A 17,648-nucleotide genomic window follows, 5' to 3' on the forward strand; every position below is an offset into this window, starting at 1 on the left:
AATAGAATTCATTAAACGCAATAAAGTTGCATTATTTAATTGTCATATTATTTTTTATATACAGTTCCTGAAATGAAACTTCCATAGTAAAATTGCTGATCAACTAACGTATAAGTTTTTTTTTTGAACCAGGGATGTATATCAGTTAGTCTGTTTGTTTCGACAATGCCAATCATTTTAAAGAAAGCGTACATTGATTTTAACAGGAGTGATTTCCACCATTTACCATTTTTAGAATTTAATGAAAAATCAACAAATAACCAAAGGCCAGGTTTCCTGAGTCGATTATCTAAAAAATGAAAAACCTTTCCGGCCCGCTTTTCAGCGAAGTTATCAAACAGAAATGGGGTTAGAACCACATCAAAAAGTTGATCAGTCTCAAAATCCTCAACTCCGAGATTGATAAATTCTACTTTATTGTCTTTAAAATCTCTCGTTTGCGAAAGTGCAATCATTTTTTGTGAGATTTCGACATATACCACATGCAAGCCAGAGGGATGAACTTTGGCAAGTTCTTCCAAAATCCATCCCGTACCACCACCAACTATAAGTATGGAACTATTTCCGGAAATATATTTTAGCTGATCGGTCTGTGCCTGAACCTGCGATTTAAAAAACACCAATCTGCTTAAGAAATCATATTGATTGGCTATTTTATCGTAGTTGTTGACCAAGTGCTTAATATTTTAAAGCGTTAAATTACGTATGCTCAGTAACCTTATCTAAAGGCTGGGTTTTACTTAATGAACAAACTGCATGCCGATGATTCCACACAAAGCCTTAAACAAAATCAAGCCATCAATCACCATTAAATAGTAAAGGATATTTTTTCGCCGATGCATGGAATACGCAACGTAAATGGTTAACATGAAGGGCAACACATTACATAGCACCTGTGGCAGCCCAAACCCCTTATAGTCTGCAAAAACACCTAATGAAATTAAACCAACCAGCAATAACGGAATTAAGATGCTGAAAATAGTTTTACGGAGTCCGTAGCGTACCACGAAAGTGCGCAAATGTTTATTTGCATCAGTAGGATAATCTTTGATATCAAAAATAATAGCATTAACTGTGCAAAACATCCAGTTTTTAATGAAAAGCCAGGTCCACAAAACAGAGTCATGATAACCGATTCCGGTTTCGATTTTCAGCATAATCAAGGGCAGTACATTGGCGCAACATGCCCACACAAAACCGATTACAAAAGCCTTGAGCCAGCCGGTGTTTCTCAAATTAAATTTTAAAAATGACCTGGGCAACAGACCATAATATAGTGCTCCGGCGATAATGATAATAATGATTGCCAGCCAGTAAAGAGCCGGAAGATTTAAGATATGTTGGTAATTTTGATAAAACAAATTGAGCGATAAGAATATGCAAAACACAAAAAGTAAAAGCTGACTCCAGCCGATAATTTTTTTATGTTCGAAATACCACTGTGTTCTGAGATTAGTTGCTGAGGGCTGATTAGAGACTTTATTATAGGCGTAGATGTAATAGATAGTTGGTGCTAAAAAAAGCAACAGGTAATAATTCAGAGAATTGAAGGGAAGGCGCAACTGGTAGGTTGCCTCCACGGTTAACGCCACTGCTAAAATGCCGACAAAGTAATTCCCGAAGAAAATAAACCGAACAATTTTATTCAACATTAAAGCACCATTTTTTAATCGCCAATTTCGGATATAAAATTGAATAATTGGCTTGGAAGTTTGAGATTAAAGAAAATAATATATTAATTTTTTTAAAGTTGATTTTAGTGATTAAGTAAGATTCGATGCCATTTGGTTGTCTTTAATGCATTTGCTACTTGTAAATTGTAAATCGAATTAACCACCCCACCCTGGGGGCATCCCTTTAAAAAAGAGGGAAATAGCAATTGTAATAACCACCTGGCATCTGCTATTCGAACGGCCTGGTCAATTTTTCGGGATGGCACTATCTGGGCCTACCCCTAACTTTAACAGAAAAACGGCGTAGCCCTCATGAATACCATTAAAAACATATAAACTATATGAATAATTGCGAGCCGGCACTTTTGTTCCTTTTGGTTTCAATAGGGAATAAGCCCGTCCGGCAAAGACAAGAATACCTCATTAATTTCAGCAACTTAAAATATTCTGTTATTTAGTAAATGATGGCTCGGACTTCATTGTTTTCAGATGCTTCGTACATCAGGACGACAGCAATGAACTATAGCGACCGCTATAAAACCCCTTAAGGCTAAGCCACTGCTTCTAAAAGAAAAATCAATCATATAAACTAAAAAAGCCTCTCAGTTTCCTGAAAGGCTTAGTGTGGGAAATGAGGGGTTCGAACCCCCGACCCCCTCGGTGTAAACGAGGTGCTCTGAACCAGCTGAGCTAATTTCCCTGATCTTACTATTAACTCCTTTAAATCCGACCCTCCCGACTGATAATGTCGGGATGCTCTGAACCAGCTGAGCTAATTTCCCTTTTTTGAAAAGGCTTTTATTATTAATAATCTTTCAAATCCTTGAAAGTTGTGTGGGAAATGAGGGGTTCGAACCCCCGACCCCCTCGGTGTAAACGAGGTGCTCTGAACCAGCTGAGCTAATTTCCCTTTCCTTTTGGGAATGCAAATATAGCGCTATAATCTTGTTTCGCAAATCTTTTTTATTTTTTTTCACCTTAATAATGTTTCCAGTATTTTATGTGATTGCACTTCCCCGAACGACGCCGTATGTAAGGTATAGAAAACCAATATCTTATCTAAAAGAAACCTTCTCCGTGCATTACTCATTTTTATTTCAGAAATTTTTTCAAGAGGGGTATTAAAAAGTGAAATAAAGCTAAGTGAATCTTCCAATTGAAGATAATTCGAATGAATGGGCACCCGAGACACAAACTCTCCTTCCTGCAAATCGAAATAAACCTGATCACTTCGTTTTTTCTCATTTGGAGAAAAGCCCAGAAAACGCGTTAGTTTCAATAAAAATGACAAATGAAAATTTGGATTAATTTCTTCCACCTCATCAAACCAGGCTATCGAATTGAAAATATAATCGAACAGGCTTTCATCAGCAGCTTGCTGCCTGATACTCTTATAAAGCACTTCATTAAGGAAGATGACAATGCTGGTCTTAACGATATCATATGGAATGGTTTTGAAAACCGGTGTTTGCCTCAACTCAGAAACCCGCTGGATATTGGTATTTGCTTTATGATAAACCACCATATCCAGTAAATGCAGTGACTGAAGCATATTCATTTTAATCTTCGCCTTTGGCTTTTTAACGCCGTTGATCAGATATGACTGCATCCCAAATTTATCGGTAAGCACCTGAACAATTACGCTGGTTTCGCTATAATTTGTGGTTTTTAAAACAATGCCTTTTACCTTATGCAACATCCTACAGAAACGTTTTCTTCAAAAGTATACTATTTGCGCAAATTTAATTGCGCCAAAAGTTATTCCGATTTATAAATAAGATTAGTTTTGTCGATATCATTAAATTAAACCAGACAACACATGTGGGTAAAGCTATCGAGGTTTATTCTTCAGAACCGTATTGCCATTATTGCTTTTTTTGTATTGGGAACAGTTTTCATGGCTTATCAGGCCAAACATGTAAAGCTTTCGTATACAGGCAGTAAAATTTTACCGGTTACGGATAGCGCATTCGTAAAATATAATGCTTTTAAGAAAACTTTCGGAGAAGATGGCAGCGTAATGGTGGTCGGCATCCAATCGCCTGATATTTTTAGAAAGGAGATTTACAATCAATGGGTACAGCTTTCTAACGACATTCAAAAACTAAGAGGCATAAAGCAAGTACTGTCTTCCGGCAGGATATTTCAACTGCAAAAAGACACTGTTGCACAAAAATTTACCCTGAAAGCAATTCCTGGTGGCTTGATAAAAACGGATGCAGAAATGGATTCGATAAAAAACACACTTTATAACACGCCATTCTTCGAAGGATTGGTTTACAACAAGCAAAACGCCACCTTAATGGCTATTACTTTCGATACCAGAATTTTAAACTCAGCTGCGCGTAATCCTATTTTAAAACAGATTGAAGAAAAAGCAAAAGCCTTCCAGCAAAAAACTAATATTCAGGTTCATATTTCTGGTTTGCCTTATATCCGCACTGCGGTAAGCAAGCTCGTAAGCAATGAATTTGTATTGTTTTTGGGTTTATCGATTCTCGTTTCGGCATTAATCCTCTTGTTTTTCTTCCGAAAATTTTATGCAGTCTTCTTCCCGATCCTGGTCGTGATTATGGGGGTGATCTGGAGCATTGGCACGTTAGTTTTATTCGGATTCGAACTAACCATTTTGACTGGGTTAATTCCACCACTGATTGTAATTATCGGAATCCCGAACAGTATTTTATTACTAAATAAATACCAGAACGAACTGAGAAAACATGGCGACAAACAACGAGCTTTAAGCATCACTATTGAAAGGATTGCAGTTACCACACTAATTGCAAACATTACGGCAGCGATCGGTTTCGGGGTATTATATTTTACCGGAAGTGAGTTATTGATGCAGTTTGGCAGTGTCGCTTCTATTAATGTAATGATTACCTGGCTGATGTGCCTTTGTTTAATTCCGATTATTTTCAGCTATTTACCAGCTCCAAAACTGAAAGCACAAACCCATGTGGAAGAAGGTTTCTTACACAGATTATTGGTAAAAACAGATCACCTGGTTCAGCAGAAAAGCAGTTTGATTTATGTCGGCACGATTGTAATTTCCATCGTTGCCGTTATTGGTGTAATGAAAATTAATGTGAACGGTTACGTAGTTGATGATCTTCCTAAAAACTCTGGTATCTTAACGGATCTCAAATTCTTCGAGAAAAATTTTGAAGGCATTTTACCTTTAGAAGTTAGTGTTGATACCAGGAAAAAGAATGGCGTTTTTAACCTTACCAATCTTAAAAGAATAGAGAAACTGGAAAAAATGATTTCGGCTTATCCAGAGTTTTCACGCCCGATTTCGGTTAATATGGGTTTGAAATATGCCACTCAGGCTTTTTATAATAATGATTCTACCTTCTTCCGCCTGCCGGATAATATGGAAAAGAACTTTATTCTTACCTACATTGCGAGTGGAGGAAAAGGCAATGCGAGTTTGCTAACCAACTTTGTAAGTAAGGGAAATCAAAGCACCAGGATCAGTTTTCAAATGGCAGATGTTGGCTCAAAACGCCTGGATGCAATTATGGCAGAATTGAAACCACGCATCGACAGTATTTTACCTCCTGCGAAGTTTGATGTGGAACTTACCGGTTCAAGCGTAATCTTTTCTAAAGGAACGGATTATATGCTCAAACACCTGTTCGAAAGCATTGGTCTGGCCATTATCCTGATTTCACTTTTACGCCTTGCTCAATTTAAAAGCCTGGGCATTATGTTCATCTCCCTCCTGCCTAATATAGTTCCGCTTATCATTACTGCCGGAATCATGGGCTACTTCGATATTTCATTAAAACCTTCAACGATTTTAATTTTTACCATTGCTTTCGGCCTGGCTTCAGATCAAACGATCTATTTCCTCACACGTTATCAGCAAGAATTAAATCTGACAAATTTTTCCGTTCCAAAAGTAGTAACCGATACGATCACAGAAACGGGGGTAAGTATGACACATATTGCCTTAATCTTATTTTTTGGTTTTGGGATTTTCACCGCATCAACTTTCGGCGGAACGGTAATTTTAGGACTATTGCTCTCTATTACGCTGTTTGTAGCACTAATTTTTAACTTAACCCTATTGCCTGCCCTGGTGCTATGGCTAGATAAAAAGAAAGTAAGAAATTTTGTTTCTGATGATGAATCGGCACGAAATGCCGGGGAATTTGATCACTAAATGGTTAGGCTGTATTTGATTGTCTTAGAACCTTTCCAAAGACCAATTAGCTATGGGTTAAACCCATAGCTACCAAAAGGCTATAATTAATACCTAATTGACAATTTCAACAGTTAGCCGGGGGTTTACCCACCCGGTTATTTCCCGGATTTATTCTGGATTATGTAACCCCTTTAAACCCCGGGGCGATACAAGTTAACTAGGCTAATACCTATTCGGCCGCTGGCTTTTCTTCCTCATCTACCGGAACTTCTACCGTAGGATCGGTAATAATTTCTGCATTTCCATCATGATCTTTTTTTGCAAAGAGTATAGGATATAACATCCACAAAGCGCCAACCATTACGAGTATTCCGGCTAAAATCTGCAAGTATCTGGCTCCTTCTACCTCAGAAGCATCTAAAACTAAATACAAAATGTAAGCGATTACGCCACCAATAAGAACCAAAACGGCTTTCTGTAATTTCAATAATTTTATCATCGAGGCTTATTTTTTATAGTAATAATATGAATTAAAACACAAACAATTCCCAGAAGTTCTAACATGCCGCATAAATAAAACCCATAGATCACTAAGTTACGATCTGCAGCAGCTGCTAAAACAAAGATGGGCAAGCCAACTATGGCTAATGTCATAAACGTTCAACCCGTATTAATTAATTTCAAATCAAAAGTATTTACATGTAAACTACCGAATTTGAGCGAAAAATTTTAACTTTGCATCCTTAATTTTTTGAGGTACTTGATTGATGTATAGCGAATTTAAACAATTAGAACTTGCCAAAATAGGGCAGGAAATACTGGATTTTTGGAAAAAGGAAAACATCTTTGAGAAAAGTATTTCTTCCCGTCCAAAATCTAATCCGTTTACTTTTTACGAGGGGCCACCGTCTGCAAATGGCATGCCGGGGATTCACCACGTAATGTCTCGTGCCATTAAAGATATTTTTTGTCGCTACAAAACAATTAAAGGTTATCAGGTAAAAAGAAAAGCGGGGTGGGATACTCATGGCCTCCCTGTAGAGCTTGGAACTGAAAAAGAATTAGGCATTACCAAAGAGGATATTGGTAAAACCATTTCAATAGAAGACTATAACGAAGCTTGTAAAAAAACAGTAATGCGCTACACCGATGTGTGGAACGATTTAACTGAACAAATGGGCTATTGGGTAGATATGGATGATCCGTATATTACCTACAAGTCTAAATACATGGAATCGGTATGGTGGCTTTTGAAACAAATCTACGATAAGGGCTTAATCTATAAAGGTTATACTATCCAGCCTTATTCTCCAAAGGCAGGAACCGGATTAAGTTCTCATGAAGTAAATCAGCCTGGTGCATACCGCGATGTAACGGATACCACAATTATTGCACAGTTTAAGGCTCTGCCTGATACACTACCCGATTTTTTACAGGGTTTCGGCGATATCTACCTGATGGCATGGACCACTACTCCGTGGACTTTACCATCTAACACGGCCTTAACCGTTGGACCGAAAATTGATTACGTTTTAGTAAAAACTTTTAACCAGTACACCTTCCTTCCAACTAACGTAATTTTAGCGAAAAGCCTGGTTGGAAAACAATTCAGCAAGGTTTTCTTTGAAAGCAATGAAGCAGAAGATTTTACCGGTTTTAAAGCTGGTGATAAGAAAATACCTTATCAAATCCTGGCAGAATGTAAAGGAACCGAGTTGGTTGGAATCAGATACGAACAGCTTCTAACTTACGCATTGCCCTACCAAAACCCTGAAAATGCTTTCAGGGTAATTTTGGGAGATTTTGTTACGACAGAAGATGGTACCGGAATTGTACATACGGCCCCAACTTTCGGGGCAGATGATGCTAAAGTCGCTAAAGAAGCAGTGCCGGAAATTCCGCCGATGCTTGTATTAGATGATAATGAAATTCCTGTACCGCTCGTAGATTTACAGGGCAGATTTACTAAACATGTGGGTCCTTTTGCCGGCAAATATGTGAAAAATGAATACTACAACGCTGGCGAAGCGCCTGAAAAATCAGTTGACGTTGAGATCGCCATCTTATTAAAAGAAGAAAACAAAGCTTTTAAAGTAGAAAAATACGTTCACAGTTACCCACACAGCTGGAGAACCGATGAGCCACTTTTGTATTACCCGTTAGATAGCTGGTTTATTAAGGTTACAGATGTTAAAGACCGCATGTTCGACCTTAACGAAACCATTAACTGGAAACCAAAATCTACCGGTGAAGGTCGTTTTGGCAACTGGTTAAAAAATGCTAACGACTGGAATTTATCACGCTCAAGATATTGGGGAATCCCTTTACCAATCTGGAGAACTGAAGATAAAAAAGAGGAAGTGCTCATTGGTTCTGTTGAAGAACTTTACCATGCCATTGAAAAGTCGATAGCAGCAGGTTTCCAAAAAGAAAATCCATTTAAAGGATTTGAAATCGGAAACATGTCGGAAGAAAATTATGACCTTGTCGATCTGCATAAAAATGTGGTAGATGAAATTGTCTTGGTTTCTCCATCCGGCAAACCAATGAGTCGCGAAAGCGATTTAATTGATGTTTGGTTTGACTCCGGTTCAATGCCTTATGCACAATGGCATTATCCTTTTGAAAACAAGGAAAAGATTGACAAAAACGAAGATTTCCCTGCAGATTTCATCGCTGAAGGTGTAGATCAGACACGTGGTTGGTTTTACACCTTACATGCCATCTCTACGCTTGTTTTTGATAAGGTAGCTTATAAAAACGTAGTTTCAAACGGATTGGTACTTGATAAAAACGGACAGAAAATGTCTAAGCGTTTGGGCAATGCAGCAGACCCATTTGCCACCATCAAAGAATATGGTGCTGATGCCACACGCTGGTACATGATCTCGAATGCTAACCCCTGGGATAACTTAAAGTTCGACATTGAGGGAATTGCCGAGGTTCGCCGTAAGTTTTTTGGTACGCTTTATAATACTTATGCATTCTTCGCATTATATGCCAACATTGATAAGTTTGAAATCGATAAGAATAACTTAAGTAAAGTTGAAGACCGTACGGAGTTAGACCGTTGGATTTTATCATTATTACAAAATCTGATTAATGAGGTTGATGAAAGCTACAATGCTTACGAACCGACAAAAGCAACACGTGCAATTCAGGCTTTTGTAGATGAACATTTAAGTAACTGGTACATCAGGTTGAGTCGCCGCCGTTTCTGGAAAGGTGAAATGACAGATGATAAACGTGCCGCTTACGAAACGCTTTATACTTGCTTAGAAACTTTAGCACAGCTGATGAGTCCTGTGGCGCCGTTCTTTGCAGATTGGTTATACCGAAATTTAACTGTTACCGATAAAACTGCCGAGCAATCCGTTCACTTAACCTTGTGGAATGAAGCAAACCAGGATTTAATTGATAATGCTTTGAATGAAAGAATGCTTTACGCTCAAAATATTTCTTCGATGGTTTTATCATTGAGAAAAAAATCGAGCATCAATGTTCGTCAGCCATTAGCGAAAATCTTAATCCCGTCGTTGAATGGAGATTTTGAACAGAAAATTTCAAAAGTTGCAGATTACATCCTTTCCGAAACGAATGTGAAGCACATTGAATTCATCACCGATACGCATGGCATCGTGAAGAAAAAACTTAAACCAAACTTTAAATCTTTAGGTAAAAAAGTTGGTAAGGATATGAGCATAGTGAAAGAAGCTTTAGAGAAAATGGACCAGGATAATATCCAACGCTTGGAGACAGATGGCCATATTAATGTTTCTGGAAGCAATGATGCTCAATATGTTATCGATTTAAATGATGATGTAGAGGTTTTTGCTGAGGATATCCCAGGGTGGCAGGTAACGAACTTAGGTAACCTGACCGTGGCATTGGATGTTACCATTTCGGAAGAATTGAAGCAAGAAGGACTTTCACGCGAATTGATTAACAGAATCCAGAATTTACGGAAGGAATTAAACTTTGAAGTAACTGACCGAATTAAGGTGACTTTACAAAATGATAATCTTATAGCTACAGCGGTTGCTAAAAACAAGGCCTACATTTGCGCAGAAATTTTAGCAGATGAACTAGAATTAACGGATACTGTAATAAACGCAAACAAAATCACTATTGATGATGTTGAGTTAAGCATTTCAGTAACTAAAATATAAATCCATATATTAGAAAACTAAATTAAAAACATGGAAAACAGTAACAAAACACGCTACTCAGACAGTGAACTTCAAGAATTTAAAGAGCTTATTCAAGATAAATTACGCAGTTCAAAAGAAGAACTAAATGCATTAACATCATCATTGAGTAATCCAAATGCAAACGGTACGGAAGATACTTCCGGGGCTTACAAAACTTTGGAAGATGGTTCTGCAACAATGGAAAAAGAGCAAATCAATCAATTGGCTGCACGTCAGAAGAAGTTTATTGATAATCTTGAAAATGCTTTAGTTCGTATTGAAAACAAAACTTATGGTATTTGTCGTGAAACTGGTAAATTAATTCAGAAAGAACGTTTACGTGCGGTTCCTCATGCAACTTTGAGCATGGAAGCCAAATTAAAACAAAGTTAATGAAGGGCTATACAAAACCTTTACTTGTTATATTTTTGGTTTTACTTGCTGATCAGGTATTAAAAACCTGGATCAAAACCAACATGTACCTTGGTCAGGAGTTCAATATTATCGGTAAATGGTTTATTATCCATTTTACTGAAAATAATGGAATGGCTTTCGGTATGGAGTTTGGCGGAGAGTTTGGCAAACTGGCATTATCATTATTTCGTATTGCTGCCGTTGCAGGCATTGGTTATGGTCTACACTATTTAATTAAGCATAAATATCACCGTGGATTAATCCTGAATGTTGCATTGATCTTCTCAGGTGCGTTGGGGAATATTATCGATTCGGTGTTTTATGGTAAAATTTATGGTTATGAAACCTGGTTTCACGGACGCGTAGTGGATATGCTTTATTTCCCGATTGCAGAAGGTCACTTCCCAAGCTGGATCCCAATTTGGGGCGGAGATGAATTTGTATTCTTCAGGCCTGTTTTTAACCTCGCAGACGCTGCAATTTCTGTCGGGGTGATCCTTATCCTCATTTTCCAAAAAAATTACTTTAAAGAAGATGTAAAGGATGAAGTGAGTATTAACAGCGAAATGGTAGAAGATTAAAACCTTACATTTCTTTCTGCTGATCTTTTAGTCAGCACTTATAAAAATTTCGAAGCCCATTTCTTAAAAAAGATGGGCTTTTTTGCATAAAAAAGCAATAAAACAAAAAGTAGCTTAAATAGAGGGGTTTACACTGTTGGAAGTAGTTGTCAGTAACGATTTAGTAATGGTGCTCATTGCATTCATTTTCACTCAATTTCCTTGTAAATCAGTAGCAAATATAATAAATCTATGTGATTTAAAATTGCTTTTCACGATCTAACTATTATAGTTTTTAGGAATTTTGATGGCTCTATTACCTTCATCATTAGAAAAAATTTCCCCCCACTGGGGTGCAACTGTGGAATTATTATCATTAAATGTTTGAAATTTTGTGAATTAATTAGGCGTAAACCAAATTTCAAATTTGGCAAGCATCACAAAATTTATTAGCTATGAAATATTCTTTAGACAGCATCCTTTTAGAGATACACAATAAAGAAGATAAGATTTTATCACAAAGTAAAAGGTTGATTGATGAAGCTTACGAAATGATTCTGTATCTTCAAGATATTTTAGGTTCAGTTAAGAAATACCTTACAGAGGAAGGATTTAAAAACGATGAGGAAGAAATCCATTTCTTTCGTTCTATTAAACCCCAAATACTTGGTAAGTTGATTTATTATAATAAGATATATCGCATTGAAACCACTTGCCCTGTCAGTAACGGTAAAATGTATTACAGTTATTTTTCAAGACAGTTGGAAAATCTTAAACGGGAATATACTGAACACCTCTGCAATTCGGATTTTTATAGATATTACCGATCAGGACGGACAGACCGTGATGATAGTTACTTCAAACGTGGAAATATTAACTACCATGATGGGCTTAACAGCATAGTATTTGAAATAGACCCGGAATTCTCGACTTTCTTCGATTATAAAACTGCAAGGATTATCTCCAATGAACTGCTCTACACTTATCTGCTAACAAAAATTAATCCCCATGAAAGTCCCGATGTGATATTGCAAAAGCCGGAAAGTTCCAAAGATATATTTTGGACAGACAGCAAAAATGCCCTAATCGAATTGATATATGCCCTTTATGCTTCTGGTGTCATTTCCCACGGAAAAATTGGTATCCGTAAAATCAGCCTGATGTTTCAAATACTTTTCCGTATTCCGCTCGGAGACCTGCATCACTCTTTTCACAGAATGAAAACTAGAACTGGTTCCAGAACCTCATTTTTAGATCAGCTCAAATTATCTGTTGAAGAGTATATGGATAAAGACCTGTAAGTATAATTGAGTTATTTGTTTCAAAGCAGTGCATCATCGTGCACTGTTTTTTTTTGCCCATATCAGCCAATTGGTAAATGCTGGCAAACCACCATTACCAAATATTCAAACTACCTTAAAAGCCTTATCAGACAAGGCTTTTCCCAATTGTAAAAATTTTCAAAAAACCGCCAAACCAATTGGCAAGGCTTGGCAGACAAACTCTGCCACTCTTTTCAACTTTGCATAGTAAACTTTAAAAGCTATGCAATGAAAATAATAACCATTAAAGAAGAAGCGTGGGATCAGCTAAACAGTCGTATCACTGCTATCGCTGAATATCTGAAAAGATTGGAAGTGACCAATTATGATGACCTGTGGTTAAACAACCACGAGGTGTGCCAATACCTACACATTAGCGAAAAAACCTTGTGGCGAATGCGTACCAAAGGGGAGATTGCTTATTCAAAAATCTACGGACAATATTTTTACACTATTGGTGCCATTAAGGATATGCTCAATGCCCATGCAGTACAAAGCAATGATGAGTATGTACTCGAACTTATAGCAAGAGGCAAAAGCTATATCGAAAAAGGTAGAAAACTAAAGACAGATAAAAAATAGATATGAACCCTTAAAATTATATTCCGATGAATATTGACAGAATGGAATTTTTGGCGTGGATGGAACGCCTAGTGGACAGACTTGATATGCTTGGCAATAATATCGAGGACTTCCAAAAGAAACGAAATAATATTGATGGTGAGGAATTACTCGACAATCAGGATTTACTTCAAATGCTGAAAATCAGCAATCGTTCATTGCAACGTTACCGCTCTAACGGGAAACTGCCCTATTATACCATAAGTGGAAAATTGTATTACAAAATGTCTGATGTTCATCAATTTATAAGAGAGAGTTTTAATCCTCCGACACCTAAATAAAATGCCAATAAGCGACAAATACTGCCTTTGAATGCCATTTAGTGCAATGCATTAAGCGCTTCTTTTATTTTCGGCATTGAAATCTTAAAATTTTCAGATTATGATCGAAGAAACTACAAACAAGCAAGAAGAACCCGAACAATTATCGGACATTTTGTTGGTGTTGGATAAAGAAAAAATGAAAATCCAAGCTGTAAAAAGCATCGACAAAAATGGAAAAATGAAAACTGTTAATCCTACAAAAAAGAACCAAAGCGAATTTATGCGGGTGGACAAACAGGGTGATTTGATTTCTAATTTCTTCTCAAATTTTTACAGACAACTAAAAGACCCTACCAAATTTACATTCTTCAAAGTACCAGCTGAGAAAGCCTTAGAGAAAGCAAAAGAATTTCAGAAGCAGGTCGATCATCCTACTCCAGAAGGCGAAAATCGAATGAAAAAAGATGAGGTAAAAGTTGAACCCGAATATAAACAAGAAAATCAAAATAATATGGAAACAACACAAAAAGCACCGGAAAATAACGAATACCGTTACAAGCCGGAACAGATTGATTGGGAAACAATGAACAGTCTCGGATTGGGCAAAGAACGCCTTGAAAAAATGAACCTACTTGAAACTTTATTGAAAGGTTTTAAAACCAATGAGCTTGTACCCGTAAGCCTAAATCTCGGCACTGCCGTTACCCGAATGGATGCCCGTCTTTCTTTGCAACACAATGATGAAGGTAAGGTAGTAGTCGCCATTCACGGTATTCGCAAAGAGCCGAACCTAAATTTTGAATTCTTCGGGCATAAGTTTACAGATGAAGACAAGAAAAACTTACTCGATTCAGGAAATATGGGACGTGTAGTTGATTTGAAAAATCCCAAAACAGGCGAAACTATTCCGTCAATTATTAGTGTGGATAGGTTGACCAATGAATTGATTGCACTGAAAACAGAATACATAAAAATACCTGATGAAATAAAGGGCGTAAAACTGAATGATGAGCAAAAGCAAACTTTAATAGAAGGAAAACCACTTCATTTAGAGGGAATGATTTCTAAAAAAGGAACTGAGTTTGAGGCAACGGTACAGTTCAATGCAGATAAACGCTATGTTGAATTTCTTTTTGACAGAGGCAATACCAATCAGCAAACGCAAAGGAACGGACAAAATAATTCGCAAAACAATTCGCAGGAAGTTCCGAGAACTTTTAGAGGCAAGGAATTGGATAACGAGCAATACGATAAATTCAAAGCTGGTCAGACTATTTATATCAGTGGCTTGACAGACAAGCAAGGTAAGCCATACCAAGGTTATATCACTTTGAATAAGGAAACCAACAAAACCGATTTTTCTTTCCAAAATCCCGATAAGCTTAAAGAACAAGCCAAACCTACCGAAGCGCCTAAAACGCAAACTGCGGTTAATTCGGGTGGCAAAACCAATGAGGCGACCAAGAATATCAAAGAGCCTTTACAGCCTAAACAACAAACGCCAAAAGATAAAAAACAGCAAGAGCAACAGGAAAAACCACAAGTACCTGCAAAATCTAAAGGCAGAAAAATTTAGTAAATTATGAAAGCAATAATCGCAGAAAAACCAAGCGTAGCAAGAGAAATAGCCGGCTTGTTGGGTGCTTCCGAAAAAAAGGATGGATACCTAACAGGCAACGGTTATTGTGTTACGTGGGCATTTGGACACCTAATTGGATTAGGAATGCCCGAAGATTACGGAATATCAGGTTTTCAGAAAGCCTCGCTTCCGATACTTCCCAACCCATTTTTATTAACCGTCCGCAAAGTAAAAAAGGACAAAAGTTATGTAGCTGATACAGGAGCTTTGAAGCAACTGAAAATAATTGAGCAAGTATTTAATCGGTGTGTTAGCATTATCGTGGCTACCGATGCAGGTCGAGAGGGCGAACTCATCTTTCGGTATATTTACGAATACCTTAAATGTAACAAACCCTTTGAACGCCTTTGGATCAGCTCACTTACAGAAAAAGCCATTAAAAAAGGCTTTGATAATCTAAAAAACGGAAAAGAATTTGACGGATTGTACCAGTCGGCACAAGGCAGAAGCCGTGCAGACTGGCTCGTAGGTATTAATGCTACACAAGCATTGAGCATTGTTGCGGGAAATGGCATTTATTCACTCGGAAGGGTGCAGACACCTACACTTGCCTTGATATGCAAACGTTATCTTGAAAACAAAAATTTCACGATAAAAAAATATTGGCAGATACAGTTGTTGAATCACAAAGAAATGATTGGTTTTAAGAGCCTTTCTACAACCAAATGGGATGACAAAAAGCTGGCAGAAGATACATTGCGAACTATCGAAAGAAATGGAAATACTGCGACAGTTACATCCGTAGAAATAAAAAATGTAACTGAACAACCGCCTTTACTTTTTGACCTCACAGGTTTACAAAAAGAAGCCAATAAAAAGCTGAACCTATCTGCCGAAGAAACACTTAACATTGCGCAAAGTCTTTACGAAAAGAAATTTATCTCGTATCCACGTACAGGAAGCAAATACATTCCCGAAGATATATGGGCTGACATCCCCAATCTTGTAAGAGCTTTGCAAGACAGAGAAAATTGCAAGCAATCTATAACTAAAGTGAAATGGGGTCGTTTCAATAAACGTATTGTAAATGATTTGCGAGTAACAGACCACCACGGATTATTGGTTACCGATAAAATCCCATCGGCACTAAATGCAAAGGAAAATGCAGTTTACAATATGATTGCTTTTCGACTGTTGGAAGCCATTTCACAAGCTTGTACCAAAGAGATAACTGATGTTAATTTGCAAGCTGTTCATTATGATTTTACGGCAAAAGGCTGTAAGATCATTGAACCAGGTTGGCGTTTGATAAAAGGAAATTTCGCAGATGACGAAGCAGAACCTTTGCAGGATTTGCCCGAATTGAAAAAGGGCGATGAAATCAAAATCAAAGAAGCCATTGTACTAGATAAGAAAACCAAACCACCAGTTTTATACACCGAAGCCGGACTTTTATCGGCTATGGAAACCGCCGGAAAGGAAATTGAAAATGAGGAAGAACGTAAAGCCTTGCAAAATATCGGAATTGGTACACCGGCAACACGGGCATCAATCATTGAAACCTTGTTTACCCGAAATTATATCCAAAGAGAAAAGAAATCATTAATCCCGACTGAAAAAGGTTTGCAGGTTTATGAATTGGTCAAAGACCAAAAAATTGCTGATGTGGCAATGACGGCCGAATGGGAATTGTCATTGCAGAAAATCGAAAACAACGAAGCTGATGCCGAAGCCTTTCAAAAGGAAATGGAAACGTATGCGAAATCTATTATCGATGAGCTTTTACAGACTACTATTGCACAAAATAATGTACCTAATTTGACTTGCCCGAAATGTAAAAATCAGCAATTGATTATCAGAGATAAGATTGTAAAATGTCCGGATGAAAATTGTAATTGGGTACAGTTCCGCAATGTTTGTGGTGTGCAAATTGGCATAACTGATATTGAATGTCTTGTGAATAATGGCAAAACTTCACTTATTAAAGGGATGAAAAGCAAAGCTGGAAAAAAATTCGATGCCTACATCGTACTGAACGTTAAAGCCGAAAGTTCCTTTGAATTTGAGAAAAACAAGAATTATAAAAAGTAATGGAAAATAAAGCTATCATTAGTCGGCAGGAAATTGAAAATCAGATTTATACCATAAGAAGTCAACAGGTTATGCTTGATAGTGACTTGGCAAGGATTTATCAGGTGGAAACAAAGAACCTCAACAAAGCCGTAAAAAGAAATACTGAAAGATTTCCTGCTTCTTTTTGCTTTCAACTGACCGAAGAGGAAGTTGAAAACTTGAGGTTCCAAATTGGAACCTCAAGTTTAAATTACGGTGGAAGACGTTATTTACCCTATGTTTTTACTGAGCAAGGCATTGCAATGCTTTCTGCTGTACTTCGTTCGGAAATTGCCATAAAAGTCAGCATTGAAATTATGAACGCTTTCGTAGAAATGCGTAAAATGCTTATCAGCAATGCTCCGCTGTTTCATCGTTTGGATAAGATTGAACTCAAACAATTACAATCCGATCAAAAATTTGAAGAAATTTTTAAGGCTTTGGAAAGCGACAAAATACATAGTGAAAAAGGCGTTTTTTATAATGGACAAGTTTTCGATGCCTACGCTTTTGTTTCGGATATTATTCGAAATGCCAAAAGATCTATTATTCTGTTGGATAATTATGTGGTTGATAGCGTTTTGACCTTACTTGGAAAACGCAGTGATAATGTAACCGCAATCATCTACACCAAGAATATAAGCAACCAGTTAAGGCTAGATTTGCAAAGGTATAACGGTCAATTGGATAAACCGCTTCAAATTGACCCCTCTTCACCACTTTAAAAAGCCCCCCTTAGCCGAGTTAATTTAATAAGGTCC

14 protein-coding genes and 2 tRNA genes are annotated in these 17,648 nt (G+C 37.3%); 10 read left to right on the forward strand and 6 right to left on the reverse strand.

What is annotated here, in order from left to right; genetic code table 11:
- Window positions 1-47: 47 nt before the first annotated feature.
- The 5 genes from GJU39_RS14305 to recO all read right to left on the reverse strand — a co-directional run bounded on the left by GJU39_RS14305 (window position 48) and on the right by recO (window position 3,372).
- A complete protein-coding gene (locus GJU39_RS14305; RefSeq protein WP_154281568.1) occupies window positions 48-674 on the reverse strand; it encodes a class I SAM-dependent methyltransferase in 627 nt (208 codons plus the stop codon).
- A gap of 66 nt (window positions 675-740) precedes the next feature.
- Complete coding sequence (locus GJU39_RS14310; protein WP_167515693.1) at window positions 741-1,652, reverse strand: UbiA prenyltransferase family protein; 912 nt, start codon at window positions 1,650-1,652, stop codon at window positions 741-743.
- Between the two features lie 646 nt (window positions 1,653-2,298).
- Window positions 2,299-2,373 (reverse strand) — tRNA-Val (locus GJU39_RS14315).
- 135 nt (window positions 2,374-2,508) lie between these two features.
- A tRNA-Val gene (locus GJU39_RS14320) sits at window positions 2,509-2,583 on the reverse strand.
- Between the two features lie 63 nt (window positions 2,584-2,646).
- On the reverse strand, window positions 2,647-3,372 hold the full coding sequence (gene recO / locus GJU39_RS14325) for a DNA repair protein RecO (RefSeq protein ID WP_154281569.1): 726 nt from the start codon (window positions 3,370-3,372) through the stop codon (window positions 2,647-2,649).
- Between the two features lie 120 nt (window positions 3,373-3,492).
- On the opposite strand from recO, the gene GJU39_RS14330 reads away from it, so the two are divergent.
- A complete protein-coding gene (locus GJU39_RS14330; RefSeq protein WP_245227911.1) occupies window positions 3,493-5,844 on the forward strand; it encodes an efflux RND transporter permease subunit in 2,352 nt (783 codons plus the stop codon).
- A gap of 211 nt (window positions 5,845-6,055) precedes the next feature.
- Here GJU39_RS14330 and GJU39_RS14335 read toward each other — a convergent pair whose 3' ends face one another.
- Entirely contained in the window at window positions 6,056-6,325 is a 270-nt protein-coding gene (locus GJU39_RS14335) for an isoleucyl-tRNA synthetase (RefSeq protein WP_154281570.1), read from the reverse strand.
- Window positions 6,326-6,593: 268 nt separating this feature from the next.
- Between GJU39_RS14335 and ileS the strand changes: the two genes are divergently transcribed.
- From ileS to GJU39_RS14380, 9 genes are all read left to right on the forward strand, one after another.
- Window positions 6,594-9,995: an isoleucine--tRNA ligase gene (gene ileS, locus GJU39_RS14340; protein ID WP_154281571.1), complete on the forward strand. Its 3,402-nt coding sequence runs from the start codon at window positions 6,594-6,596 to the stop codon at window positions 9,993-9,995.
- A 30-nt stretch (window positions 9,996-10,025) separates the two neighbouring features.
- Window positions 10,026-10,409: a TraR/DksA family transcriptional regulator gene (locus tag GJU39_RS14345; protein ID WP_029286865.1), complete on the forward strand. Its 384-nt coding sequence runs from the start codon at window positions 10,026-10,028 to the stop codon at window positions 10,407-10,409.
- Window positions 10,409-11,011 carry a lipoprotein signal peptidase gene (locus GJU39_RS14350; RefSeq protein WP_154281572.1) on the forward strand — a complete coding sequence of 201 codons (603 nt, stop codon included), beginning with the start codon at window positions 10,409-10,411 and terminating at the stop codon, window positions 11,009-11,011. The genes GJU39_RS14345 and GJU39_RS14350 overlap by 1 nt, the downstream gene beginning before the upstream one ends.
- Before the next feature lie 434 nt (window positions 11,012-11,445).
- Window positions 11,446-12,291, forward strand: a complete 846-nt coding sequence (locus tag GJU39_RS14355; RefSeq protein ID WP_154281573.1) for an RteC domain-containing protein — start codon at window positions 11,446-11,448, stop codon at window positions 12,289-12,291.
- A gap of 249 nt (window positions 12,292-12,540) precedes the next feature.
- Window positions 12,541-12,894, forward strand: coding sequence for a helix-turn-helix domain-containing protein (locus GJU39_RS14360; RefSeq protein WP_154281574.1), 354 nt, complete (start codon window positions 12,541-12,543; stop codon window positions 12,892-12,894).
- Between the two features lie 26 nt (window positions 12,895-12,920).
- Window positions 12,921-13,214 (forward strand): helix-turn-helix domain-containing protein, encoded by a 294-nt coding sequence (locus GJU39_RS14365; protein WP_154281575.1) that lies wholly within the window; start codon window positions 12,921-12,923, stop codon window positions 13,212-13,214.
- A gap of 100 nt (window positions 13,215-13,314) precedes the next feature.
- Window positions 13,315-14,772, forward strand: a complete 1,458-nt coding sequence (locus GJU39_RS14370) for a DUF3945 domain-containing protein (RefSeq protein ID WP_154281576.1) — start codon at window positions 13,315-13,317, stop codon at window positions 14,770-14,772.
- Between the two features lie 6 nt (window positions 14,773-14,778).
- A complete protein-coding gene (locus GJU39_RS14375; protein WP_154281578.1) occupies window positions 14,779-16,866 on the forward strand; it encodes a type IA DNA topoisomerase in 2,088 nt (695 codons plus the stop codon).
- Entirely contained in the window at window positions 16,866-17,612 is a 747-nt protein-coding gene (locus GJU39_RS14380) for an ORF6N domain-containing protein (RefSeq protein WP_154281580.1), read from the forward strand. The genes GJU39_RS14375 and GJU39_RS14380 overlap by 1 nt, the downstream gene beginning before the upstream one ends.
- Window positions 17,613-17,648: the final 36 nt, after the last annotated feature.

The organism is Pedobacter petrophilus (assembly GCF_009674725.1).
GTDB classification, from domain to species: Bacteria; Bacteroidota; Bacteroidia; order Sphingobacteriales; family Sphingobacteriaceae; genus Pedobacter; species Pedobacter petrophilus.

Excerpts from the sequence above, each read along its gene's own strand:
- GJU39_RS14310 (WP_167515693.1), bottom strand. The coding sequence starts at position 1,652 with ATGTTGAATAAAATTGTTCGGTTTATTTTCTTCGGGAATTACTTTGTC.
- recO (WP_154281569.1), bottom strand. The coding sequence starts at position 3,372 with ATGTTGCATAAGGTAAAAGGCATTGTTTTAAAAACCACAAATTATAGC.
- GJU39_RS14330 (WP_245227911.1), top strand. The coding sequence starts at position 3,493 with ATGTGGGTAAAGCTATCGAGGTTTATTCTTCAGAACCGTATTGCCATT.
- GJU39_RS14335 (WP_154281570.1), bottom strand. The coding sequence starts at position 6,325 with ATGATAAAATTATTGAAATTACAGAAAGCCGTTTTGGTTCTTATTGGT.
- ileS (WP_154281571.1), top strand. The coding sequence starts at position 6,594 with ATGTATAGCGAATTTAAACAATTAGAACTTGCCAAAATAGGGCAGGAA.
- GJU39_RS14345 (WP_029286865.1), top strand. The coding sequence starts at position 10,026 with ATGGAAAACAGTAACAAAACACGCTACTCAGACAGTGAACTTCAAGAA.
- GJU39_RS14350 (WP_154281572.1), top strand. The coding sequence starts at position 10,409 with ATGAAGGGCTATACAAAACCTTTACTTGTTATATTTTTGGTTTTACTT.
- GJU39_RS14355 (WP_154281573.1), top strand. The coding sequence starts at position 11,446 with ATGAAATATTCTTTAGACAGCATCCTTTTAGAGATACACAATAAAGAA.
- GJU39_RS14360 (WP_154281574.1), top strand. The coding sequence starts at position 12,541 with ATGAAAATAATAACCATTAAAGAAGAAGCGTGGGATCAGCTAAACAGT.
- GJU39_RS14365 (WP_154281575.1), top strand. The coding sequence starts at position 12,921 with ATGAATATTGACAGAATGGAATTTTTGGCGTGGATGGAACGCCTAGTG.
- GJU39_RS14370 (WP_154281576.1), top strand. The coding sequence starts at position 13,315 with ATGATCGAAGAAACTACAAACAAGCAAGAAGAACCCGAACAATTATCG.
- GJU39_RS14375 (WP_154281578.1), top strand. The coding sequence starts at position 14,779 with ATGAAAGCAATAATCGCAGAAAAACCAAGCGTAGCAAGAGAAATAGCC.
- GJU39_RS14380 (WP_154281580.1), top strand. The coding sequence starts at position 16,866 with ATGGAAAATAAAGCTATCATTAGTCGGCAGGAAATTGAAAATCAGATT.